The organism is Priestia sp. FSL P4-0332 (assembly GCF_038005845.1).
Taxonomy (GTDB): domain Bacteria; phylum Bacillota; class Bacilli; order Bacillales; family Bacillaceae_H; genus Priestia.
In genome coordinates, this window is sequence record NZ_JBBOUA010000001.1 from 331,810 (window position 1) to 355,473 (window position 23,664).

Annotated in this window: 18 protein-coding genes; 13 read left to right on the top strand and 5 right to left on the bottom strand. The window is 38.5% G+C overall.

Going from position 1 to position 23,664, the window contains the following annotated elements; genetic code table 11:
* Nucleotides 1-188: 188 nt before the first annotated feature.
* The 6 genes from MKY06_RS01790 to essA all read left to right on the top strand — a co-directional run bounded on the left by MKY06_RS01790 (nt 189) and on the right by essA (nt 10,279).
* A complete protein-coding gene (locus MKY06_RS01790; protein WP_013055105.1) occupies nt 189-482 on the top strand; it encodes a WXG100 family type VII secretion target in 294 nt (97 codons plus the stop codon).
* A 93-nt stretch (nt 483-575) separates the two neighbouring features.
* Nucleotides 576-815, top strand: coding sequence for an EsaB/YukD family protein (locus MKY06_RS01795; RefSeq protein WP_013055106.1), 240 nt, complete (start codon nt 576-578; stop codon nt 813-815).
* 14 nt (nt 816-829) lie between these two features.
* Nucleotides 830-2,134 carry a type VII secretion protein EssB gene (gene essB / locus MKY06_RS01800; RefSeq protein WP_289910654.1) on the top strand — a complete coding sequence of 435 codons (1,305 nt, stop codon included), beginning with the start codon at nt 830-832 and terminating at the stop codon, nt 2,132-2,134.
* A 12-nt stretch (nt 2,135-2,146) separates the two neighbouring features.
* Nucleotides 2,147-6,625, top strand: coding sequence for a type VII secretion protein EssC (gene essC / locus MKY06_RS01805; protein ID WP_340960168.1), 4,479 nt, complete (start codon nt 2,147-2,149; stop codon nt 6,623-6,625).
* Nucleotides 6,622-9,804: a type VII secretion protein EsaA gene (gene esaA / locus MKY06_RS01810; RefSeq protein WP_098278430.1), complete on the top strand. Its 3,183-nt coding sequence runs from the start codon at nt 6,622-6,624 to the stop codon at nt 9,802-9,804. Before essC ends, esaA begins: the two co-directional genes overlap by 4 nt.
* Nucleotides 9,782-10,279: a type VII secretion protein EssA gene (gene essA / locus MKY06_RS01815; protein ID WP_013055110.1), complete on the top strand. Its 498-nt coding sequence runs from the start codon at nt 9,782-9,784 to the stop codon at nt 10,277-10,279. Before esaA ends, essA begins: the two co-directional genes overlap by 23 nt.
* Nucleotides 10,280-10,329: 50 nt before the next feature.
* On the opposite strand, the gene MKY06_RS01820 is transcribed toward essA, so the two are convergent.
* Nucleotides 10,330-10,806: a hypothetical protein gene (locus MKY06_RS01820; RefSeq protein ID WP_013055111.1), complete on the bottom strand. Its 477-nt coding sequence runs from the start codon at nt 10,804-10,806 to the stop codon at nt 10,330-10,332.
* Between the two features lie 287 nt (nt 10,807-11,093).
* On the opposite strand from MKY06_RS01820, the gene MKY06_RS01825 reads away from it, so the two are divergent.
* On the top strand, nt 11,094-12,248 hold the full coding sequence (locus tag MKY06_RS01825; protein ID WP_280166938.1) for an endonuclease: 1,155 nt from the start codon (nt 11,094-11,096) through the stop codon (nt 12,246-12,248).
* Nucleotides 12,249-12,352: 104 nt separating this feature from the next.
* Complete coding sequence (locus MKY06_RS01830; RefSeq protein WP_280166937.1) at nt 12,353-13,990, top strand: family 14 glycosylhydrolase; 1,638 nt, start codon at nt 12,353-12,355, stop codon at nt 13,988-13,990.
* Between the two features lie 49 nt (nt 13,991-14,039).
* On the opposite strand, the gene msrA is transcribed toward MKY06_RS01830, so the two are convergent.
* On the bottom strand, nt 14,040-14,555 hold the full coding sequence (gene msrA, locus MKY06_RS01835; RefSeq protein ID WP_029324598.1) for a peptide-methionine (S)-S-oxide reductase MsrA: 516 nt from the start codon (nt 14,553-14,555) through the stop codon (nt 14,040-14,042).
* A gap of 368 nt (nt 14,556-14,923) precedes the next feature.
* Here msrA and MKY06_RS01840 point away from each other — a divergent pair, with 368 nt between their 5' ends.
* Together MKY06_RS01840 and MKY06_RS01845 are read left to right on the top strand one after the other, a co-directional pair.
* The gene (locus MKY06_RS01840; protein ID WP_289910670.1) at nt 14,924-16,261 is read left to right on the top strand and encodes an ATP-binding protein; all 1,338 of its coding nucleotides are present in this window, start codon (nt 14,924-14,926) and stop codon (nt 16,259-16,261) included.
* A 163-nt stretch (nt 16,262-16,424) separates the two neighbouring features.
* Entirely contained in the window at nt 16,425-17,321 is an 897-nt protein-coding gene (locus tag MKY06_RS01845; protein ID WP_029324593.1) for a hypothetical protein, read from the top strand.
* A gap of 194 nt (nt 17,322-17,515) precedes the next feature.
* Here the strand turns inward: MKY06_RS01845 and MKY06_RS01850 are convergent, their stop codons facing one another.
* Nucleotides 17,516-19,072, bottom strand: a complete 1,557-nt coding sequence (locus MKY06_RS01850) for an ABC-F family ATP-binding cassette domain-containing protein (protein ID WP_013055117.1) — start codon at nt 19,070-19,072, stop codon at nt 17,516-17,518.
* 261 nt (nt 19,073-19,333) lie between these two features.
* Between MKY06_RS01850 and MKY06_RS01855 the strand changes: the two genes are divergently transcribed.
* Both MKY06_RS01855 and MKY06_RS01860 read left to right on the top strand, forming a co-directional pair.
* Nucleotides 19,334-20,266, top strand: a complete 933-nt coding sequence (locus MKY06_RS01855; protein WP_057275226.1) for a D-2-hydroxyacid dehydrogenase — start codon at nt 19,334-19,336, stop codon at nt 20,264-20,266.
* A 99-nt stretch (nt 20,267-20,365) separates the two neighbouring features.
* A complete protein-coding gene (locus MKY06_RS01860; RefSeq protein ID WP_098278434.1) occupies nt 20,366-21,451 on the top strand; it encodes a nitric oxide synthase oxygenase in 1,086 nt (361 codons plus the stop codon).
* A gap of 48 nt (nt 21,452-21,499) precedes the next feature.
* Here the strand turns inward: MKY06_RS01860 and MKY06_RS01865 are convergent, their stop codons facing one another.
* A complete protein-coding gene (locus MKY06_RS01865) occupies nt 21,500-21,631 on the bottom strand; it encodes a YflJ family protein (protein WP_016762840.1) in 132 nt (43 codons plus the stop codon).
* A gap of 173 nt (nt 21,632-21,804) precedes the next feature.
* Entirely contained in the window at nt 21,805-22,254 is a 450-nt protein-coding gene (locus tag MKY06_RS01870) for an Rrf2 family transcriptional regulator (RefSeq protein WP_028410145.1), read from the bottom strand.
* Nucleotides 22,255-22,470: 216 nt separating this feature from the next.
* Here MKY06_RS01870 and hmpA point away from each other — a divergent pair, with 216 nt between their 5' ends.
* On the top strand, nt 22,471-23,652 hold the full coding sequence (gene hmpA, locus MKY06_RS01875) for an NO-inducible flavohemoprotein (protein ID WP_013055122.1): 1,182 nt from the start codon (nt 22,471-22,473) through the stop codon (nt 23,650-23,652).
* Nucleotides 23,653-23,664: the final 12 nt, after the last annotated feature.

The window sequence follows — 23,664 nt, forward strand, 5'->3', positions numbered from 1 at the left end:
ACCTATAGATCAGATAGAAAAGGTTTAAATGAGAACAAAATCTTGGTTATTTAGGTTTTATTTGCATTTTTTAGGGGTATTTGTAGATACATATTCTCATTTTTGGAGGCTTTTGCAAGTAACCTTTGACCTTAACACTAGAGTTTCTTACAATAATAGTAAATATATAAACCGAAGGAGAGATATGTATGTCAGGGATTATTCGCGTAACACCAGCAGAGCTTCGCGACATGGCAGGTCGTTATACTAACGAAAGCGGTCAAGTTCAAGAATTAGTAAGCCGTCTTGATACAATGAAAAATCAACTTCAAGACATGTGGGAAGGTGCTTCAAGCGAAGCGTTTGCTGCTCAATACGAAGAATTAAAGCCTTCTTTCGTTGAAATGTCTAACCTACTTACAAAGATTGCTAAGCAATTAGATGACTCTGCAAATGTTCTTGAAGATACAGATAACCAAATCGCTAGCCAAATCCGCGGTTAACTTCATCTAATAATCTAAGTGAAGTAATAAAAGGAGCGCCCTATTCTCAAAAGATGAAGGCGCTTTTTCTATGTTTTGAGGTGATGAAACCCTATGTATATAGAAGTAACAGTAGACTTAAAGCACTATACAGGTGATCGGTTCGATTTGCGACTATCAAACTATCATTCACTCAAAAAAGTAGTCGAGATCGTTTGGCAAGCTAAAAAGATTACTCAATCACCAAAGGACGGTGCGTGGATACGTGTTTCAAATAAAAATCTTATTTTCTCGGGAAATGAGACGATGATTAACTGCGGAATTACCACAGGTGATTGTATCGAAATTCTCTAAAGGAGTCTATTAGAATGTCAGAGAAGAAACCGACTTACTTAGAAGAACAGCTCGAAGCTGTAATGACACGTCATAATAATGAATATACATTTATTTTTCAAAAAGAAAAAATTCGACTTAATCGTTCTGTTGAGATTGAAATGTTAAAGGATGTAAACACGGCTTTTCAAAAAGAAATCATGATGAGCGATGATGAACTTAAAATAACAATTAAGCCTACTTCTGAATTTCAACCTTTTACAGCATTAAGAGGAAAAGAAGAACAGCAAAAATGGCTGTTTGCAGATCAGCTTATCAAACAGGTAAAGCAGCATTCTTTTTCAAGGCTGCATTTGTTGATTTGTCCAGAAAATATCATTTTTGATAAAAGTTTAAGTCCGGCTTTTTTACATTATGGAGTCAAAGAAAGTTTACCTCCTTATGAGTCTAACGAGGAACAAAGCTTTCAAGAGTTAAAGGCTACGATAGCAGCGGCCGTTGACTCATCGCATACATTTGAACAGTATTTTAAGTTATATGAGACCTTGCAATTAAAAGAAGACGCTAAAAAAATAATGCATATCAGCAATGAGGAAGAGTTGAGTCAATTTGTTCAGCATAAGCTAACCCAAATTGAAAAGCATCAAAAGACACTCGTTCAACTTCCTCAAAAACGCTGGACTATTTTTAAGTTTTCATCTGTGGGTATACTTGTCTTATTAATTCCAGCTCTTATTTATACTTTTTACTCTTACTTTTTTGCTCAGCCGAAACAAGAAGCATTTGTAGAAAGCAACGAATACTTTCTTGAAAAAAACTACAGCAAAGTAGTCGACACACTTGAAGATTATGACATTGAAAGCATGCCTAAAATTGTGCAATACGAAATAGCAACTTCCTATCTTGTTAATGAAAAGTTAGGGGAGGAGCAAAAAGCAAATGCTTTAAAGACTATTACGCTTCAGTCAGATCCTCAGTATTTTGCGTATTGGTTTTACATTGGCCGAGGAGACAACAAAAAAGCGCTAGAAGTCAGCAGGTTGTTAGAAGAACGTTCATTAATTATCTATGCACTAATGAAATACGAAGGTCAGCTAAAGACAGACAACGATTTAGCGGCTGATAAAAAGCAAGAGGAGCTTGATAAAGTAGCGAACGAACTTGAAGAATTTAAGAAAGAAAATGATCAGCAAGAAGCGGAAGCAGCCAAGCAGCAAGAAGAGAAACAAGCTGAGGAGGCACGGGCGGCCAAGCAGCAGGAAGAAGATCAAAAAGCTGCAGAAGCCGAGAAAAAGAAACAAGAAGAGCAGAAAAAACAGCAGGAAGACCAATCGAAGTAGGGAGGTAGTTGTATGAATATGCTTTGGGTAGTTAGTGGGCAAACGTATCAGCAGCTGCCTGTAGATTTTAAAACCTTTCGCCAAGCAACGGTTGGAAACACTCAGCATCAAACTTTTACGTTTTCCTATCCGTTTGAGAAAGGGCAAATGACGCTGTCATCTGAAAAGAACGGCCGGCTCTTAATTTCCTACGGAGAAGAAAGGATAGCAGAGCTATCTGTTTCTGAGTCGTTTGTATGGCGAGAACAAGGACATGCTTTAACCTTTGTCCTTACAGAGACGGCTGTTAAAGAAGCTGTCTATTATATTGATTACGGATCAGAAGTTTCGTTTTCCACAAGTGATGAAGCAGCTGATGTGTATCAGCAGAAACAAAAGTGTGTAGTAGAGCCAAAAGAAGGATTTTACTTATCGAAGATAAACGGGAAGTGGAAGGTCTTTTATAACCAAGAACTGCTTTATCTTAACGGACACCGACTAGAAGAGAATACGAACCTTCAGCCCGGAGATCTTATTTTATGGTCTTCTATGACGATTCAATTGATCGAAAAAGATTTGCTGAAGATTCAAAGCTACTACGATTATGCATCTAAGCTTCCAGCTACGGCACAGCCTATTTCTGAAATGAAAAAGAAGTACCCGGTTTATAGACGGACACCGCGCATGATATATGATTTGCCTAATGATAAGGTAAGCTTGTCCTTTCCATCTCAGGACAATGATGAAAATAACCGAAGCTTATGGCTTACTATTTTACCGCCATTAGTCATGCTTTTAGTCATGGGTACGGTCTCGATTATTCAGCCTAGGGGAATTTTTATTATTATATCTGTCGTGATGTTTACGACTACGCTGATTGTATCTACCGTTCAATACTTCAAAGATAAAAAACAGCGCAAGAAGCGGCAGGAGCGTCGTCGTCGAATTTATACAAAGTATTTAGAAAACAAGCGCGAGGAATTACAAGAACTAGTATCAGTTCAACGAGATGTATTATCTTATCATTTTCCGACGTTTGAACGAATGAAATATTTAACAGAACAGATTTCTGATCGAATTTGGGAACGAACTGTAGAAAGCAGTGATTTTTTACAGGTGCGCCTTGGAACAGGAACAGTTCCGGGAAGCTACCAAATTTCTTTGAATAGCGGAGATATGGCTAATCGAGAAATTGATGATTTGCTTGAGCAGTCTCAGCACATGGAAAAGGTCTATCGAGAAGTGAAAAATGCCCCTGTTACCGCTCATTTAGGTTTAGGCTCTATCGGTCTGGTAGGAAAGATGAAAACGGTGAAGAATGAACTGCATCAGCTTGTAGGACAGCTGGCATTTTCCCACAGTTATCATGACGTAAGATTCGTATTCATTTTTGATGAAGAAGAATATAAAGAGTGGGAATGGATGAAATGGCTTCCTCATTTTCAGCTTCCGCATTCTTTTGCGAAAGGTTTCATCTATAATGAACAAACGAGAGATCAGCTTTTATCTTCTATTTATGAAATGCTGAGAGAACGCGATTTAGATGAAGCAAAAGGAGAAGGGGTTTTCTTGCCTCACTTTGTTTTTATTATTACGAATCAGCAGTTAATTGCAGATCACGTTATCTTAGAGTATTTAGAAGGATATCACCCTCACCTTGGGTTCTCTGCGATATTTGCGGCAGAGACAAAGGAAAGCTTAACGGAGCATGTTCATACACTCGTCCGTTATATTAACGAATCCGAGGGGGATATATTAATTCAAAAGCAAAAAGCTGTGAATATTCCATTTCAGCTTGATAAACACACGCTTGATTATAATGAAAGATTTGCAAGGATGCTGCGAACATTGGATCACCAAGTCGGCATGACCAACTCAATTCCAAATAGCGTTTCATTCTTAGAATTATTTAAAGCAAGAGAAATTGGTGAGTTGGATATCGTGCAAAGGTGGCAAAGCAATGAATCAGCTAAGTCGCTAGCAGTTCCCATTGGTTTAAAAGGAAAAGAAGATATTGTTGAACTAAATCTTCATGAAAAAGCTCACGGCCCTCATGGATTACTTGCAGGTACGACGGGGTCAGGGAAAAGTGAATTCTTACAAACGTACATTCTTTCTCTAGCGGTGAATTTCCACCCCCATGAAGTTGCGTTTTTATTGATTGACTATAAGGGCGGAGGAATGGCTCAGCCGTTTAAAAACATGCCTCATCTGCTTGGAACCATTACAAACATTGAAGGAAGTAAGAATTTTAGTACAAGAGCCCTAGCTTCTATTAAAAGTGAATTAAAACGACGCCAGCGCTTGTTTGATAGATATGAAGTCAATCACATTAATGATTATACAGATTTATATAAGCAAGGTATGGCAGAAGAACCTCTGCCTCATTTATTCTTAATCTCGGATGAATTTGCCGAGTTAAAAAGTGAAGAACCAGAGTTCATTCGGGAATTAGTCAGCGCGGCGCGCATTGGACGTAGTCTGGGCGTTCATTTAATTTTAGCGACGCAAAAGCCAGGCGGTGTTATTGACGATCAAATTTGGAGTAACGCGCGCTTTAAAGTAGCTTTAAAAGTCCAAGATGCCGCTGACAGTAAAGAAATTTTAAAAAATGCGGACGCTGCTTCTATTACGGTGACGGGTCGAGGCTATCTGCAGGTTGGAAATAATGAAGTGTATGAACTGTTTCAGTCAGCTTGGAGCGGCGCGCCGTACATGGAAGATACGTATGGGGCTGAAGATGAAGTCGCCATTGTCACAGATCTCGGGTTGATTCCTTTATCTGATGTATCTACTCAGCAGACGTCATCTAAACAAGCGGAAGCAGAAATTGATGTTGTGGTGCAAAAAATTGAAAAAACGCAGCAGGAACTAGCTATCAAAAAATTAAATAGTCCATGGCTGCCGCCTCTTAAAGAAAGATTGCTTCGCAGTGAGTACAAAGAGAAGCGAGACGGCGTATTCCCAATTGGCTTGATTGATGAACCGGAAAAGCAAAGCCAAACGGTATATAACTATCAGCTGATGGATGATGGAAACATTGGTATATTTGGTTCGTCAGGATACGGTAAATCGTTTACAGTCATGATGTTGCTTCTTAGTCTAGCTGAAAGACAGAGCCCGGAGCAGCTTCATTATTACATTTTTGACTTTGGAAACGGCACGCTGCTGCCGCTTCGTCAGCTGCCTCATACGGCGGATTATTTCTTAATGGATCAAATGCGTAAAATTGAAAAATTCATGACGATTATCAAACAAGAAATCGCAAGGCGAAAGCAGTTATTTCAACAGCGGGAAGTTAGCAATATCAAAATGTATAATGCTCTAAGTTCAGAAGAGCTTCCTCTAATTTTTATCACGATTGATAATTTTGATCTTGTCAAAGAAGAAATGCAAGATCTAGAAATGCAGTTCACACAGCTCGTGCGTGACGGTCAGTCTTTAGGAATTTATATGATCTTTACCGCGACGCGCGTGAATTCTATTCGTCAGTCGCTTATGAATAACTTGAAAACAAAAGTTGTTCATTATTTAATGGATCATTCAGAAGCGTATTCTATTTTAGGACGTACGCCGTATGCGCTAGAGTCTATTCCAGGCCGGGCTATTATTAAAACGGATCAACCTTATTTTGCGCAGCTGTTTTTACCTGTGGAAGGAAAAGATGATTTTGAAATCTTTGATGCAGTTAAGCTGCACATTCAACGATTAAAGAATCAATATGCTGATGCTACTGTTCCGGAGCCTGTACCAATGCTGTCATCGAAACTTGTACTTGCCGAGTTTATGACGGACAGAAGGGTTATTCGGGAAAAAGGAGTCATTCCTCTTGGATTAGATGAAGAGTTTGTTCGACCGGTGCATATGAACTTTACGAAAAATAAGCATTGCATCGTCATGGGGCAGACGCAAAAAGGAAAGACAAATGTAGTGAAGGTCATACTGCAAACAGCGCTTGAACAAGGCGTGAAGCAAATCGGACTATTTGATTCGGTTGACCGCGGTTTATCAAGCTATGCAGCTGAAGAGCAAGTTGTTTACATGGAAACAAAAGAACAGATTATCGACTGGCTTGATTTAACTGAAGAACGATTGCAGCGACGTGAAAATAAGTATTTGGAAGCAGTGCAGGAAGGAACGGTACACAGTCTTTCATTTGCCCCGATCATGCTTGTAGTAGACGGATTTGTACGATTCCAGCAAAACTTAGACAGCGTCCTGCAGGATCGTATTACAAAATTGATGAAAAATTATAGTCACCTGGGCTTTAACTTGATTGTTGCAGGGAACAACAATGAGTTTTCAAAAGGATTTGACGCGTTAACAACAGAAGTGAAGCAAATTAGCCAAGCCGTGTTGCTGATGAAGAAAACAGAGCAAAGCTTATTTACACTTCCTTATGACCGAAAAGAAGCCGATGTTAACCCTGGCTTCGGTTATTATATTAAAAGTGGAAAAGAAACAAGAATTCAAATCCCGCTATGTGTAAGTGAAAGGAAGATCTTAACATGACCGAACAGCGTAAGTATACACTTAAAGTCATATTAGCTGTTGTTTTAATTTTGGCTCTTCCTTCTTTCTTTTTCCAGTATATTGGAGACAACCCGCTGCAAGTCACAGAAAACTCAACAAGAACGATTGCGGTTGTTAACGAAGATAATGGAGTAAAAGAAAATAGTGAAAAAGCGATAGAATTTGGAGAAAAAGTGACTCCTCTTTTACAGGAGGGGTCGGATTATCAATGGACCGTGCTTGGACGAAGCGCAGCTACAAGCGGTTTACAGAATGGGAAATATGATGCGGTTATCTATATTCCCTCGACCTTCTCACAAAATATTTTATCGTATCAGGAAAAAAATCCAGAAAAAGCTACTTTGGAATACAAAGTTCAAAGTCAGCTTAACGCAGTTAATAAGGAAAAAGTAGTAGGGGAATTAGAAGATGCTACTACAAAGGTTAATAATGAAATGTCCTCTTTGTACTGGAGTTATGTATCACAGGAAGTAGATAAGGTACGCGGACAGTTCGATAAAATTCTAAATAAAGAAATCGCCTTTCAAAAAACAATGGTCGCTTTTTATAAACCGAATTCAAAAGATTTAGCAGGTGAATTAAATGATCAAAAGAAAATTCTTCAGCAAATCCAAGATAATGTAAATAAAGCAGAAAAAGGTTCAAGCGACAGACAAGGCGACGTAGAACAGGTTGAAAAGAATTTAAACAGCTTCATTGAATATGTAAATCAATATCAAACATATCAAGAAACACAGAAACAAATGCTTGAAAAAACGCAGGCTCAAAGCGTCGCTGCGATTCAAGAAGAGTTGTCTTCCCTTGAATCTAATCAGCCAAGCTCTAAGCAAAATTTTAATGAGCAGGCCAATCAAGTGTTTAGTGGTTTATCTTCCATTCAACAGCAGTTGGATCAAAATCAAAAAGCCGTCGGAGAACTTGGAGAACAACAAGCGGATAACGTCAGTGAACAAGAAAAAGCTCTGCAAGATTTGAACGGCCAAATAGTCAGTTCATATAAACAGCAGTCTGAGCAAACAACCCTAAATCAAATTGAAAGTAAGCTAAAGCCGCTTCGTGCGCAGCTAGAGACAGCTTCATCAAATGAGGGTGGCGGAGGCTCAACGGATCCAGGAGAAGATGGCGAAGCTCAGCCAGATCCAAATCAAGGCGGAGAGACGCCAACGGACCCTGGGGAAGATAACGGAACTCAGCCAGATCCGAGTCAAGGTGGAGAGACTCCGACGGATCCTGGAGAAGATGATGGAACTCAGCCAGATTCCGGTCAAGGAGAAGGAACGTCAGAACCAATTAAAGTGGATTTATCTCAGCAAACAGCAAAGCTTGATGATATATCAAAAGGACTTGAAGACTTAGAACAGCAGCTCCAAGGAATGGTGAACGAAACACCTGAAGCGCCTGAAGCGCCTGAAGCACCTGAGACATCTGAGGGAACGGAAACGCCTGAAACATCGGACACAGCGGATGCATCAGGTACATCCAATGCTGTGAAAAGTGCGCTTGAAAAAGTGGCTAATCTGAAAACACAGGTACAAGCAGTCAAAGATGAGCTGCAAAATGTAACCGTTCAGCCGGAAGCTTCAGGAGAAAATACGGATGCGCTGAAGCAGAAAATTGCCAGTTTGGAAGTAGACGTTAAGTCTTTGACAGCACAGAAAAACAAAGCAGAGAAAGACTTAGAAGAAGCAACCAAGTCGTCGAGCGGTCAAATTGCTAAGCTTCAAGAAGAAAATGAACGATTAAAAAAAGAGAATGAAAAGTTGAAAGAAGACGGCAAAAAGCCTTCTAAAGGTAGTGTGGATGTAGACAATCTCATTACGATGATTAAAAACAAAGAAGATAAAATTTTATCTTCTCCAAACCTTTCAGCTTCTCGCAAGGAAAAGTTGAGCAATACATTCTCAGGTAAGATTCAAAGCAGCAGTGCAGAAGATCTGCTAAAGTATTACGGTGATTTATCGCAGTATGATTTGACTTTAGCTCAAATAGGAAATACAGACATACAGAACAGCGTCCTTAACAATGACTCTATTAAAGGAAGTTTGCAGCAGGCGTTAGCTGGCACCGTCTCTTCTCAAGATGCACGTAAGCAAATCCAACAAAACCTGTCTCTAACAAAAGAAGAGTTAGCACAGTTCCAAAGTTCAGTGCAAGATTTTGCTGATCAATATGGACAAACAGTTGATGCTGAACAAGCATCTATTATGGAAGAGCTATCAGCTATTCAAGAAAAAGCAAATGCAATGAATCAAGAGCTTCAATCTAGCGCAGGTGAAGATCAAGCATTAGAAAAGAAAGAAGCTCCGGACGTAACGGGCTTAATGACGCTGCAGCAAAGCATGGGTCAAGAGTTGAAGGGAATGAACGAACTCATTTCATCTTTAGGTGAAAGACAAGCTAATGTTGTCACATACACAGATGAATTGCAGAAGCGTGTAAATGAAGTCCAGGATAAAGCTGACACGCTTAACAGCAAGTGGGCCCAAAACGTGGATTCAACGAAGTTGGTTCGCGGCCAGGTATACCGTTTGTTAAATAATACATTAGTAGATGGACAGAATAATGATTACGTTTATCATTATTTAGCGAATCCTCTTCAAGTAAGCGGTGAAGTGCCGGCTGAAAAAGTAAAAGAGGTTCCACCAGTTGTCATTTTGGTTATTATCTTAATCAGCAGCTTACTAATTGGCTATTTCAGTCAATACTACCGACATGCACCTATGCTTGTGAAAGGTACGCTGTTTGGGTTATTGAATTTGATTGTAGGGTTAATGGTAAGTATCTTTAGCCTTAATATTTATTCGTTATCGGGAGACCGGGCAATGGAATGGTCAATCTTTACAATCGTCTTATTGCTTGCTTCATCTACACTCGTACGTATTGCTTTCTTATTAGGAAGCTTCGCTGGATGGGTGACGACAGTAGGGTTGATTTTATTTTATATTACCCCGCTTCTTAACTTATCTATGCCAAACTTTAATTACGAAGATCCAGTATCTAAAGTATATATGTCAATTCAATATGATACGCAGTCTCTGTTTGGACAGGCGCTTATTGTATTACTGGGAATGACTGCCGTTTTAAGTGTTCTGCCATCTATTATTCGTGCTTTAAAGACGACTAAAGAGGTTGAAAATGATGAAACCTATAGTGCTTAATAAGAAGATTGGAAGTATTGTTCTTATTTTTTCACTTCTTTGTTTCCCTATAGCAGCAGCGGCTGAAGCTGATGACGGAAACGTTGAAGAGATTAAACCAAATGTATATAAGGATGATCCGATTAATTTGGACCCCGAATCTTTGCTAGAAAATAAAAAAGAAGTAGGAAATATTCCGGAGGAAATAAAGGATCTTACATTTGAAAAAGAGGAAGATGCAGAGAAAGAGAGCTTAAAAGAAAGTCTTTTTGCGAACGCATCAGCTGAAGATAATACGATTTCTGCGAAAGCAAAAGAATATAACTTGTTTTCTTCTAAAAACACTTCCTACAAGAAAGAGCGAACAGAACAAACTGTTTCTGAAAAGTCATCAGACCTACAATGGTTTTATTTATTATTGATTGGTGTGGGGGTTGTTATATTATTTGCGGTTTTAATACCGCGCATTAGCCCTCAGCCTTCTGTAAAAAAATGAAAAAACCTCGCTGTTAATCAACAGCGAGGTTTTTTCGTATAGACGCAGGCTTATAGGCGGCGGAAGCCTTCTTCAAACAAATAATCTTCTGCTTCTTCGTAAGATAGAAATGCTGCCTCTAAATTCAAGCCAGAATAAACATTCCACAGGTCATCTTCATGAACAAGTAAAAGCGTTGCATTGTCTGGGCCGTTCCAGCGCTGTTCATTTCCATTCCCTACAATAGCTTCTTCTCTAGCTGTATCAGGAAGGGTAGACAAAGATTCAATAGAAGCTTCAATAATAGAGCGAAGCTCTTCTTCTGTATAATCACGGATATTTACAAGACCTTTGTCATTTGTTTCATATCCTTTTAAAAACCCTGCATATACAAATCCATTTCCGTTAGGATGCAGATGATGCACAACAACCGTTTTATCGTACACGCTTTCTTCATAATGAAAATTCACGCGTCCTAAAGATACATCTTTTCGATGCAGCTCTGGAAACGATGAAATAATAGCTAATTTTTCGTCAAAACTAAGCATAGACAATCCTCATTTCTATTTAAATCATTTCATTTTCTGAAATAGTATAAGCTCTTTTACGATTCGGTTGATTATACCATATATAAAGAAAGACACATAATGCTTTTTCCAATGTGGACTTTTAAAAAGATAACCCTTCGCATAAAGTGGCCGTCACTGTAAAGAAGAATACATCTTTTTCACTATAAAACTTAACAAAAAAGAGGCAGGGAATTCACAGTGAAAAAATAATATAAAGAGGTGGAAGAAAACTAGTTTTCAAACCTATCATAAGGAGGAATAAAAAAGTGAAATTATACGCTCTGTGTAAAAAAACATGGGCAATGTCCCTGCTTATTTTTGTTCTTTTAGTAAGCTTAACTCCTGTTAGTCAAGCAGCCGCGTTTTTATCTGTTGCACAAGCTCTTGAGAATCAAAACAACAGTGTACAAACGGTTAAAGGATATGTAGTAGGTCAACCTACAGGCACATCTACAGTTATTAAGAGCAATTACCCAAACGATTATGCACTTGCTCTTGCTGACAGTTCAAATGAAACCAATACAGACAAGATGGTGTACGTTCAAATTCCTTCAAATTTGCGAAGTACATTTGGACTTCAAAGTCACTCGGAGTTAAAAGGGAAAAGTCTTACTGTTACGGGCACACTCACTCCTTATTTTTCGCACTCTGGAATAAAATCAGTTACTTCTATCAGTACAGAAACAGGAGGAACTGATCCCGCTCCAGATCCCACAGAGCCAACCGTTCCAGTAGAAGACTATTATCGTACTGCAGCTGAAAAAACAGGAAACAGCTTAAAGACAGAGCTTCATAACATTATTGATCATCACACAGAACTGTCGTATTCAGCCGTATGGGAAGCTTTAAAGAAAACGGATGAAGATCCAGCTAACGCAAATAACGTTATTTTGCTCTACACAGGGCGTTCACAGGCTAAGGGTACAAATGGAGGCGGAGTGGACGATTGGAACCGTGAGCACGTCTGGGCAAAGTCTCACGGGGATTTCGGAACAGCTATGGGACCTGGAACAGATCTTCATCACTTACGTCCAACCGATGTGTCTGTAAACAGTACGAGAGGAAACTTAGATTTTGATAACGGAGGGACGGAACATAGCGAAGCACTCGGAAATTATTTTGACAGTGATTCATGGGAACCTCGAGATGAAGTAAAAGGCGACGTGGCTCGTATGTTGTTTTATATGGCCGTGCGCTATGAAGGCGATGTAAGTGATGAGCCTGACTTAGAACTTAATAACACAGTGAATAATGGCACTGCTCCTTATCACGGGAAATTATCTGTGCTTCTTCAATGGAATGCCCAAGACCCAGTAGATGATCGAGAACGACGTAGAAATGACATTATTTATTCAGACTATCAGCATAACCGCAATCCGTTTATTGACCATCCTGAATGGGTGAATGAGATTTGGAACTAATGAAGAAGGCGTCCTGGCGGGGCGTCTTTTTTTATAAAAGAAAAAGGAAAAAACTAAAATCTGCCGAATACCTATAGGTGATTTTGAAAAAATGGAGGGAAGATATGAAACAGCTATGTAAAAAAGGATTGGCTTTCGTTTTGATGTTCATTTTTGTTAACGCTTTCATTTTGAGTCCAATTAACGGAGCGGCTGCCGTAGATGGAAAATCAATGAATCCAGGTTACAAAACCTATTTAATGGCGCCTTTAAAAAAGGTAACAGACTATACAACATGGGAAGCGTTTGAGAACGATTTACGCAAAGCGAAACAAAATGGATTTTATGCAGTGACAGTAGACTTCTGGTGGGGAGATATGGAGAAAAACGGCGATCAGCAGTTCGATTTTTCCTATGCTCAGCGATTTGCTCAAGCAGCTCGTAACGCGGGTATAAAGATCGTTCCTATTATTTCTACTCATCAGTGCGGCGGTAATGTAGGAGATGATTGTAACGTTCCGCTTCCGTCTTGGGTATGGAACTTAAAAAGTGATGACAGCCTTTACTTTAAATCTGAAACAGGTACGACAAATAAAGAAACGCTAAGCCCGCTTGCAACCGACGTTATTTCTAAGCAATACGGAGAGCTCTATACGGCATTTGCGCAAGCGTTAGCACCTTATAAAGACGTGATTGCTAAAATCTATTTATCAGGAGGCCCTGCAGGTGAAATTCGTTATCCGTCTTATACAGCAGCAGACGGAACCGGCTATCCGTCTAGAGGGAAATTTCAATTGTATACGAACTTCGCCAAAAGCAAGTTTCAATCATATGCTTTGACTAAATACGGTTCACTCGCCGGCATTAATCAAGCATGGGGAACCAATTTAACGTCTGCATCGCAAGTTTTACCGCCATCAGATGGCTATCAGTTCTTAAAAGATGGTTATTCAACAGCTTATGGAAAAGATTTCTTAGCATGGTATCAAGGAGCTTTGGAAGATCACACAAAACGTATTGGACAGTTAGCTCATCAGGCTTTTGATTCCACCTTTAACGTACCAATCGGTGCAAAAGTGGCAGGAATTCATTGGCAGTATAATAATCCCACGATTCCTCATGCTGCAGAAAAACCTGCTGGATATAATGATTACAACGCGCTTTTAGATGCGTTTAAAACAGCTAAATTAGATATAACGTTTACGTGCTTAGAAATGACGGACAGCGGAAATTATCCGGAATATTCTATGCCAAAGACGCTTGTACGCCAAGTAGCAGGTATTGCGAATGCAAAAGGAGTTGTTTTAAACGGGGAAAATGCTTTAACTATAGGCAGCGAAGATCAATATAAAAAAGCAGCTGAAATGGCCTTTAACTATAATTTTGCAGGATTTACTTTGCTTCGTTTCTACGATGTTATTAACAATGATACGCTGATGGGGCAATTTAAAAATACGTTGGGCGTTACACCTGTTGCGCAAACGGTTGTAGTAAAAAATGCGCCAACTGCATTAGGAGAAACGGTTTATATTGTTGGAGACAGAGCTGAGCTAGGTCAGTGGGATACGTCCATTTATCCAATTAAATTAACATATAATTCATCTACAGCTGATTGGAGAGGCACCGTCTATTTTCCTGCGAGTCAAAATGTTCAATTTAAAGCAATTGTGAAGAGAGCTGATGGATCGTTAAAAGCATGGCAGCCTTCGCAGCAATATTGGAGCGTGCCGTCAACAACAACGACTTATACAGATAATTGGTAAAACAAAGCCGCATAGCAAACGCTATGCGGCTTTATTTTGAACACAAGAATTATTTCCAGTTCGTTTGAATAAATTCATCTCGCCCAGACTTAGCGCGGTCTTCTTTATAATGCTTTGGATTTTTCTTGTGGAAATCTTGGTGATACTCTTCGGCTTCATAAAACGTAGAGGCAGGAAGAATGCTTGTCACGATTGGTTTTTTAAAACGTCCGCTTTCTGCGACCTCTAGCTTCGTCTCTTCAGCTGCTTGTTTTTGGCTGTCGTTATGGTAAAAAATTGCTGTTCGATACTGCGAGCCGCGATCTTGAAATTGACCTCCGTCATCTGTTGGATCAATTTGCGGCCAATAAAGATCTAATAAACGTTTATACGGAAACACTTCGGGGTCAAATGTGATTTGAACCACTTCGTAGTAACCGCTTGTTCCAGATTTTACTTGCTCATAAGTAGGGTTATCCACAGTTCCCCCCATATATCCTGATACAATGCCGTGAATACCTTCTAGCTCTTCAAAAGGTGTAACCATACACCAGAAACATCCACCTGCAAATGTAGCTTTTTCCATACGTAATCCCTCACTTAATCCGTTGTTATGAAGGGTATTATAACAAATTTATATTGAAACAGCTAGAAAAGGGTTTGTAGTCTGTGTAAAAGCTGTGGATAAAGATGAATATCCACAGCTTTTACACAATAAACTCGACTGTTTTGAAGATTGAAAAATGAAGGAGAGAATAAAGAAAAAATGATAGAATAGATAAGATGTATATATCGATTTAGAAGAAATTGTACAACAGAAGTACAATCTACGGACTGGACTTTGGGGTGCTGATGGCATCTAGATAAATAAAGTTAGTACGTTAGTAACAAGAGGTAAGAAACAGCATATTCGCGCTGTTAAATAAATATACAAAGATAATAGGAGAGTTGAATATGTTACAAGATAATCTCATCCTAGAGCACTATGGATTAAACGAATTAAATTTTGATACGATCAAAAGCTACCGGGATCGGTTTGCTGAAGTAAAACCAGCTCATCCTTGGAATGCGCTTGAAACAAAGGAGTTTTTATACAAAGTAGGAGCTTGGGGAAAGGTTAGAGATACCCATAAAGAAGGAGTCACACTCGCAGGCCTGCTTTTATTCAGTGAAGAACGGATTATCACAGAAGTTTTACCACAATACTTTTTAGAATACCGGGAAAGTAAAGGAAACGAAGAATGGACAGAGCGCTTTACCTCTCAAGACGGGACGTGGTCAGGAAATATCTTTGATTTTTATTTTCATATTCATGAAATTGTTCGTAATAGCGAACCCCAGCCTTCAATCGCTTCCTCTTTAACAGAAGTTTTGATTAATATGCTTATTCATGCAGATTATAATGGCGAGGGCGGCGTTATTTTAGAAAAGCAACCTTCACATTACGTTTTTTCTAATCCAGGTCTTTTGTTAGTACCTACAGATTCAGTTTTTAGCAATACCGTTAGTCAGCTTCGAAACCCAAATATCGTTAAGTTATTCAGTTTACTAGGGTTATGTGAACGTTCGGGCTCTGGTTTGAAAAAAGTAAAGCAAAATTGGAGCTTGCATCATTATAAAACGCCGGCTATTGATCAAGATGTTTCTATGCATCGTACAGTGGTCACGTTATCTCTGTCCACTCAAGAAAGACAGGTAAGTTCTTCTGAAAAAGACACTTACAATACGTCCATAACCGATTCGGGAAATAATTTTAAAGATGTCGAAAAATATCAAAATACACCTGAAAACGATGTCGAAATTGACTCCTATAATAAAAATAGATACTCCTATAATAAAGAATTAATAGAGGAGTTAAAGTCATATAATAACAATGTTAACTCCTTAAATAAAGAAGATAACTACTATAATAATGAGAGTAACTTATATAATAATGATGTTAACTCCTATAATAAAAATCATAACTCCTTCAATAAGGAACAAAAAGAGGATTCTTCTAATTTGGTAAATGTGGAGAATATTGATACGAAGCTATGGGGTATTGCAGCGCTGGCTCGTGAAAAAAAACGGCTTTCGCCGAATCAGATGGAACATATTATTCTTGAGTTATGTAAAGAAAAACCGCTTATGCTTAAAGAGTTTGCTTATTTACTAGAAAGAACGCCGGATGGAGTACGTAATAATTATTTAACAAAGCTATTACGAAAAGGACAATTACAGTTGAAATATCCAAATCAGCCAAACCATCCAAAACAGGCATATTTATTTAATAAGAAAGATATAGAGAAATAAATCAAGCAACCGATAGAACATATAGAGATTAAGCTGCAAAAAATTGATAAGGAGGAGTTTGCTAAAAGCTACAGATTTAAGGGGGAAATTCACCATAAAGTTGTGCCAAGCTGTCAGACTCTCTTTATATGAGTTCTGGCTCGTATAAAGGAGGAAAAAGAGTGTGAAAAGCAAGTGCGTTCTTATTTTTCTGGTAGTTGTATGGCTGTTTAATATGGGGAAAGGAATAGGATGTGGATCAAAGGTGAATGCAGAGATGAATATACCGCTGTCGACGTGGGTGTGGGATACAAAGAAATGGATGCTGAACCAAGAAGCTATCCTCGAAAAGCTTCAAGAAAAAAAGGTCACAAACGTTTATTTACAAATTGATACTCATCTTTCACCTTCCGTATATAGGCATTTTATCCAACAAGCACAAGCCAAGGGCATAAGTGTTTACGCACTTGACGGCGCTCCTTATTGGATAGGGCCTTCTGGTATAGAAGAGCAGGAAGCATTTTTTAATTGGATAACAGTTTACCAAGCAGAAGCAGACGAGCAACAGCAATTTTCAGGGGTTCATTTGGATGTAGAGCCTTATTTGTATAAAAGTTGGGAAAATAATCGCGTGAAAAGTATTCTGCAGTATCAATATGTTATTTCTCAAGCCGCTGTACAGTCTCATGAGTTACACTTGCCGCTTGCTGTAGATATACCGTTTTGGTTTGACGAAGTTCCATTCAAAAATAGCAATGGTTCCGGTTCGCTGGGGCGGTGGGTTATTCAGTACGCTGATGAAGTCACAATTATGGCGTACCGAAACCACGCAGATCAAGAAAACGGTATTGCTGAAATAACAGAAAATGAACGCAAGTGGGGACGTTTACTATCCACTCCGATTGAAATAGGGGTAGAAACGATGGCTTCAGATGAAGGAGAATACATTTCTTTTTCTGCTAAAGGAGAAGAAAAGATGATGCAAGAGCTGGGTATGTTGCTTACGGAGTGTCAAGCTGAAAACCCTCCAAGCAGTATAGCTGTTCATTATTTTGATAGCTGGCTACAGATGAAGCCATGACAACGAAAAGACCGCTGCATCGCTGCAGCGGCCTTTTTGGGTTTAGGGAGTATAGATACAATATAGCCATTTTATTAAAGGACTATACATAAAAAAAGTAACCATTTAAAAAATGGCTACTCACACAAAGGGGGGGAACTTAATCTTATCATTCCCACTTTTTCTAAAAGATATGCCTCTTTTAACCCGTTTTTTTAAAATAATTTAGTCGTCCAAGATTCGCAGTTCCACACGTCTGTGACAACATCTTGATAAAATTCAGGTTCGTGGCAAATAATTAAGATACTTCCTTTGTATTCTTTTAAAGCTCGTTTTAATTCATCTTTCGCATCTACATCTAAGTGGTTTGTAGGCTCATCCAGTACAAGAATGTTGGTTTCATTGTTAATCAGCTTACATAGACGAACTTTTGCTTTTTCTCCACCGCTTAGAACTTCTACTTTACTTTCAATATGTTTTGTTGTTAAGCCGCATTTAGCTAAAGCTGCACGAATCTCGTATTGGGTAAAGTGAGGAAACTCATTCCATACTTCTTCAATACACGTATTGTAATTAGCCGTTTTGATTTCTTGTTCAAAATAGCCAATATGCTGGTAATCTCCTTTTTCTACAGAGCCTGAAATTGGTTTGATTTCTCCTAAAATACTTTTTAAAAGAGTTGTTTTCCCGATTCCATTTGCTCCTACAAGGGCAATCTTTTGACCTCGCTCCATTTTTAAATTCAGTGGCTTAGAAAGCGGCTCTTCGTATCCAATGACTAAATCAGATGTTTCAAAAATTAATTTGCTTGAAGTACGAGCACCCTTAAAGTTAAACTCTGGTTTTGGACGCTCTTGAGCTAGTTCAATTACTTCCATTTTATCGAGCTTTTTTTGACGGGACATGGCCATATTTCGTGTCGACACACGGGCTTTGTTTCTCGCTACGAAATCTTTTAAATCTGCCATTTCTTGCTGTTGTTTTTTATAAGCTGCTTCAAGCTGCTGTTTTTTCATCTCATATACTTTCATAAAATCGTCGTAGTCTCCTACATAGCGATTTAACTCTTGGTTTTCCATATGATAAATTAAATTGATCACGCTATTTAAAAATGGAAGATCGTGAGAAATTAAAATAAAGGCATTTTCATATTCTTGCAAGTAGCGTCTCAGCCACTCAATATGCTGTTCATCCAAGTAGTTTGTAGGCTCATCAAGTAAAAGAATTTCTGGTTTTTCAAGCAGCAGTTTGGCTAATAATACTTTCGTACGCTGTCCGCCGCTTAAATCCTGTACATCGCGATCTAAGCCGATATCTTCTAATCCTAATCCGCGTGCAATTTCTTCGACTTTTGCATCGATAACATAAAAGTCATTGTTTGTTAAGAGGTCTTGAAGCGTACCGACTTCTTCTAATAGTTTTTCGAGTTCTTCTGGTGATACCTCCGCCATTTTCTCATAGAGGCCATTCATTTGAGCTTCTAAATCAAATAAATATTGAAAAGCACTTTTTAGTACATCACGAATAGAAAGGCCGCGCTCTAATGCTGTGTGCTGATCTAAATAGCCAACGCGCACTTTTTTAGACCATTCTACTTTTCCAGCATCCGGTTCTAGCTTGCCTGTAATGATGTTCATAAATGTTGATTTACCTTCGCCGTTTGCTCCAATTAAGCCGACGTGTTCACCTTTTAACAATCGAAATGATACATCGTTAAAAATCGCACGGTCACCAAAACCATGGCTTAGATTTTTTACGTTTAATACACTCATGCTGACACACCTTTTCTTTTAAAATATCTATCGTACGTTTTGTTATAAACAAATTGATTCATAACGATTATAGCGAACTTATATACATAAATCCATATGAGTTTTCCAGCCTTGAAAGTCATATAAAATTCACTCGCGTCTTCCTTTCACTTCATTCATACTATATATATCAATGTAGAAAATCCTTCATGACGAAGGGACGGTTATATCGAATCATTCAAATAGAGTATATAAAAGAATAAAAAGGCAGGGGGAAAAGAAATGAACATTCATACGATACTAGTGGCAGGAAGAATGCATAAAGAGCTGCAGGAGATAATCAATCAAAAGCAGCTGTCTCAGACGTTTCGATTTATGGAAGAGCAAGACGTTACAATTGAAGATTTAGACTGGGCTGACGCGCTTTTATCCTTCGGTCCAACGAATTGCTTTGAAGATCATAGCTTTAAATGGATTCATTCTCTCGGCGCAGGAGTCGACCGGTTCTTAGAAAGCGGTAATTGGAAAAAGAGTGTGATGTTAACACGTACGGTTTGTTCATTCGGTCAGCGAATCAGTGAATATTGTCTTAGCTATATGCTAGCTGAACTTCAGCACCACGCACAGTTTCAGCATCAGCAAAAACAAAAGCAGTGGAAAGTGGTAGAGCCTAAGCAGCTTTCTACTCAAACGGTCATAATTTACGGAACAGGTGAAATCGGCGGGCGTCTTGCAGCCGTTTTAAAATCTTTTGGTGTACGAGTAATTGGTGTATCTAAAAGTGGAAATGAAAAGCCGTCATTTGATCAAGTGGTCTCGATTTCGAAGGAAAAAGAATTGCTAAAAGAAGCCGATTGGATTATTAGTACAATGCCCCTAACACATGAAACAAAAAGCTACTTTGATCCAAAATGGATGAATGTAGTTGAAAATGCATACTTTATAAATGTTGGACGAGGAGCAACTGTAGATGAAAATGCGTTAGTAGAAGCTATTGAGCAAAAACGTATTCGAAAAGCATACATAGACGTGTTTGAGCATGAGCCGTTAACGAAAGAATCTTCTTGGTGGGATCATTCAAACATCATCATAACACCTCATATTTCAGCGGTGACTACGCCTGAAGAAGCCGTCGAGTGCTTTGTTGAAACGCTGCAAAAAGTTGAACAAGGCGAATTGCCTTCTAACTTGGTTAATATTGAAAGAGGCTATTAAAGCATTATGATGCGCGTTTCCGCTATGAGAATGGTATACTGAAACTTGCTTTTCTTGAACGAAAAGAATGAAATCTGTTCTTCTAGGGGGGAACAAACGTTGAAGCAAGAAGAATTATTTGAACAAGCACGTGTATTTATAGAGACGTGTTACGCTGAACTTGAAAAAAGCGAAGCGGATAAAAACAAGCGGTTAAAAGAAATCCATCAGCAAATTATGTCACTCGGACATTATGATCATACATTTGAAGAGTTAGAGCACGGAGCTCGTATGGCTTGGAGAAACAGCAATAAATGTATCGGACGGTTATTTTGGAAATCGCTTAATGTATTTGATAAGCGAGAGGCAAGCACAGTTGAAGAGGTAAGAGACGCGCTTTTTCACCATATTGAATATGCAACAAATGACGGGAAAATCCGGCCTACTATTACGGTGTTTAAACCGAAAATGAAAGCAAAAGAGCCGGTTAGAATATGGAATCATCAGCTAATCCGCTATGCTGGATATGAGACGGAATACGGTATGGTAGGAGATCCTGATTCTATTGCGTTCACGGAGGTTTGCCAAAATTTAGGGTGGGAAGGTGAGAGAACTCACTTTGATGTTCTTCCTCTGGTACTGCAAGTTAATGAAGAGTCACCTCGATGTTTTGAGATTCCAAAACATTTAGTGAAAGAAGTAGCTATTACGCATCCAGAACTTCCTGAATTTGAAGACTTACAGTTAAAATGGTACGCTGTCCCGATGATTTCAGATATGAAGCTAGAAATTGGAGGGATTGATTACGTCGCGGCACCGTTTAATGGATGGTACATGGGAACTGAGATTGGGGCGCGAAATTTAGCGGATACGTATCGCTATAATCAACTTCCAAAAATAGCTTCTATGATGGGATTGAATATGGATTACAACGCGACGCTTTGGAAGGACAAAGCTCTTGTTGAATTAAATGTTGCAGTGCTTTCTTCTTTTAAACGAGAAGGAGTTAGCATTGTAGATCATCACACCGCTGCTCAGCAATTTCACTTGTTTGAAGAAAGAGAGCAAAAAAATGGCCGCGAAGTGACTGGGAACTGGACGTGGTTGATCCCGCCGGTTTCGCCAGCTACCACGCATATTTTTCATAAGCCTTATAAAAATAAAGTATTATCACCAAATTATTTTTATCAAGACACTGCTTATTAAATGAACAAAAAAGAGAGTACGCATTTGTACTCTCTTATTACACGTTAATTAATTTTTGTGTTTATCAAGCAAGTTAGCAAGTACATATGTTTTGTACTTTTCTACTTTGCGGCCCTCGTGGTTGCGAACTCCTCGTTTCTTAAGTTCCTCAACATACCAACCTTTGCTTCCTACGTGCATACTCAAACACCCTTTCGTCATTTTTTTAGGATGAACAGAATGAGGTTCATTGTCTGCTCGAATGGAGACATCTTGTCTTTCCAATACGTGCCTCATTGTAACATCTTTTATTTTATGATGAAAGGGAAAAAGGTTAAAAAAACGAGAATGATTTCAAATGAATTTTAGTTTACTCATTCCTCGTTTTTTTGAGATAGAAGGAGGAGGTTTAATTCATCTTTATTTTGAATTAGATCTTCTAGCGTATATTGATCTAATACCTTAATGAAGGCTTGCATGGCTTCATGTAAAACACTTTTTAACTTACAGACGGGGCTAATAATGCAGAAGTTTCCTTCACGGTCAAAACATTCCACGATATGAAAATCTTCTTCTGTTTGACGTACCACTTTTCCGATATTAATGTCTTTTGGAAGTTGAGCTAAACGAATACCGCCGTTTCGTCCTCGGATCGTTTCAATTAAGCCAAGTTTTCCAAGCTCGTGAATGATTTTCATAAGATGGTTTTTTGAAATATTATACGCTTCAGCAATTTCTTTTATATTGCTTAGTTTATTATTATCGCGAACGCCTAAATATAATAAAACTCGCAGTGAGTAATCTGTATATTGTGTGAGCCTCATCTTTTTACCTCTTCTCTTACCAGCAGCTTATATATCTATAATAGCATGTCTATATCTAAGAAATACAGAAAGAATGCTCACATTTTTGACGAGGCGAATTTGTGAACATTTCTTTAAATGTGTATATAAAATATATCTTTTTGAGTTAGATGTGAGTATTATAAAGATGTATTAAAAATATATCTTTTAAAAATGAATCTTTCGGAGGCGAAAGTTATGAAACAAACAACTATTTCTATTGTAAAAAGTACAGTTCCTGTTTTAGAAAAGCATGGTCAAGCAATTACCACTCGTTTTTATGAGATGCTTTTTGAACAGTATCCTTCTTTAAAAAATGTATTTAACCAAACAAATCAAAAAACAGGACGTCAGCAAATGGCGTTAGCTAATACAGTTTATGCCGCTGCGCAGTACATCGATCGGCTTGAAACGCTGCTTCCAGTTGTAAAGCAAATCGCTCATAAACACCGCAGTATCGGCGTAAAAGCAGAGCACTATCCAATTGTCGGAGAGTTCTTATTAAAAGCAATTAAAGATGTTTTAAAAGAAGCTGCGACCGATGAGATTATGGAAGCTTGGAAAGAAGCATACGGTGCCATTGCGGATGTATTCATAAGTGTGGAGCAAGAATTATATGAAGAAGCCGAAGAAAAAGGATGGAAAGATTATAAAAAACTAATGGTTCATAAAAAAGTAAAAGAAGCAGAAGACGTGTACTCGTTTTATTTAATATCACCTGATCAAAAAGCGCTGCCTGCTTTTCTGCCAGGTCAGTATGTGAGTGTACGAATTCCTGGTCAAGAGTATTTATCCATTCGTCAGTACAGCTTATCTGGCTATCCAAACCAACCATACTATAAAATTACGGTGAAAAAAGAAAAGCAAATGGAAGACGGGGTTGTGTCAACTTATTTACATGACCAATTGAAAGAAGGAGACTTGCTTGAAGTCAGCGTTCCAGCAGGAGATTTTGTCTTAAAAGAAAATAGTAAATCAGTATTTATCAGCGGAGGTGTAGGAATTACTCCAATGATGTCAATGCTTCATCAAGCACTGGAAAACAATCAAGAAGTAACATTTATTCACAGTGCTAAAAATGAGCAGTTTCATGCAATGAAACAAGAGCTTCAATCGTTGTCAGAGACATATACGTTTGAACAACACGTTTTCTATAGTCAAGCGCAAACAGAACAGCATGATGAACATATAACGTATGGTCGCTTAACTAAAAAAGAGCTAGCTAAATATGCCGCCGATAAACATGCATATTATTATGTTTGTGGATCTTCTTCATTTACGCAAATGGTGTTAGAAGGCCTAGCTGAAATGGGTATTTCCCAAGAAAATATCATGTATGAATCGTTTGGCCCGAAAATGAGTATGACTCCTTCCGCATAAATGTATGGAAAA

Coding starts and splice junctions, on each gene's coding strand:
- MKY06_RS01790 (WP_013055105.1), top strand. CDS start 189: ATGTCAGGGATTATTCGCGTAACACCAGCAGAGCTTCGCGACATGGCA.
- MKY06_RS01795 (WP_013055106.1), top strand. CDS start 576: ATGTATATAGAAGTAACAGTAGACTTAAAGCACTATACAGGTGATCGG.
- essB (WP_289910654.1), top strand. CDS start 830: ATGTCAGAGAAGAAACCGACTTACTTAGAAGAACAGCTCGAAGCTGTA.
- essC (WP_340960168.1), top strand. CDS start 2,147: ATGAATATGCTTTGGGTAGTTAGTGGGCAAACGTATCAGCAGCTGCCT.
- esaA (WP_098278430.1), top strand. CDS start 6,622: ATGACCGAACAGCGTAAGTATACACTTAAAGTCATATTAGCTGTTGTT.
- essA (WP_013055110.1), top strand. CDS start 9,782: ATGATGAAACCTATAGTGCTTAATAAGAAGATTGGAAGTATTGTTCTT.
- MKY06_RS01820 (WP_013055111.1), bottom strand. CDS start 10,806: ATGCTTAGTTTTGACGAAAAATTAGCTATTATTTCATCGTTTCCAGAG.
- MKY06_RS01830 (WP_280166937.1), top strand. CDS start 12,353: ATGAAACAGCTATGTAAAAAAGGATTGGCTTTCGTTTTGATGTTCATT.
- msrA (WP_029324598.1), bottom strand. CDS start 14,555: ATGGAAAAAGCTACATTTGCAGGTGGATGTTTCTGGTGTATGGTTACA.
- MKY06_RS01840 (WP_289910670.1), top strand. CDS start 14,924: ATGTTACAAGATAATCTCATCCTAGAGCACTATGGATTAAACGAATTA.
- MKY06_RS01850 (WP_013055117.1), bottom strand. CDS start 19,072: ATGAGTGTATTAAACGTAAAAAATCTAAGCCATGGTTTTGGTGACCGT.
- MKY06_RS01855 (WP_057275226.1), top strand. CDS start 19,334: ATGAACATTCATACGATACTAGTGGCAGGAAGAATGCATAAAGAGCTG.
- MKY06_RS01865 (WP_016762840.1), bottom strand. CDS start 21,631: ATGCACGTAGGAAGCAAAGGTTGGTATGTTGAGGAACTTAAGAAACGA.
- MKY06_RS01870 (WP_028410145.1), bottom strand. CDS start 22,254: ATGAGGCTCACACAATATACAGATTACTCACTGCGAGTTTTATTATAT.
- hmpA (WP_013055122.1), top strand. CDS start 22,471: ATGAAACAAACAACTATTTCTATTGTAAAAAGTACAGTTCCTGTTTTA.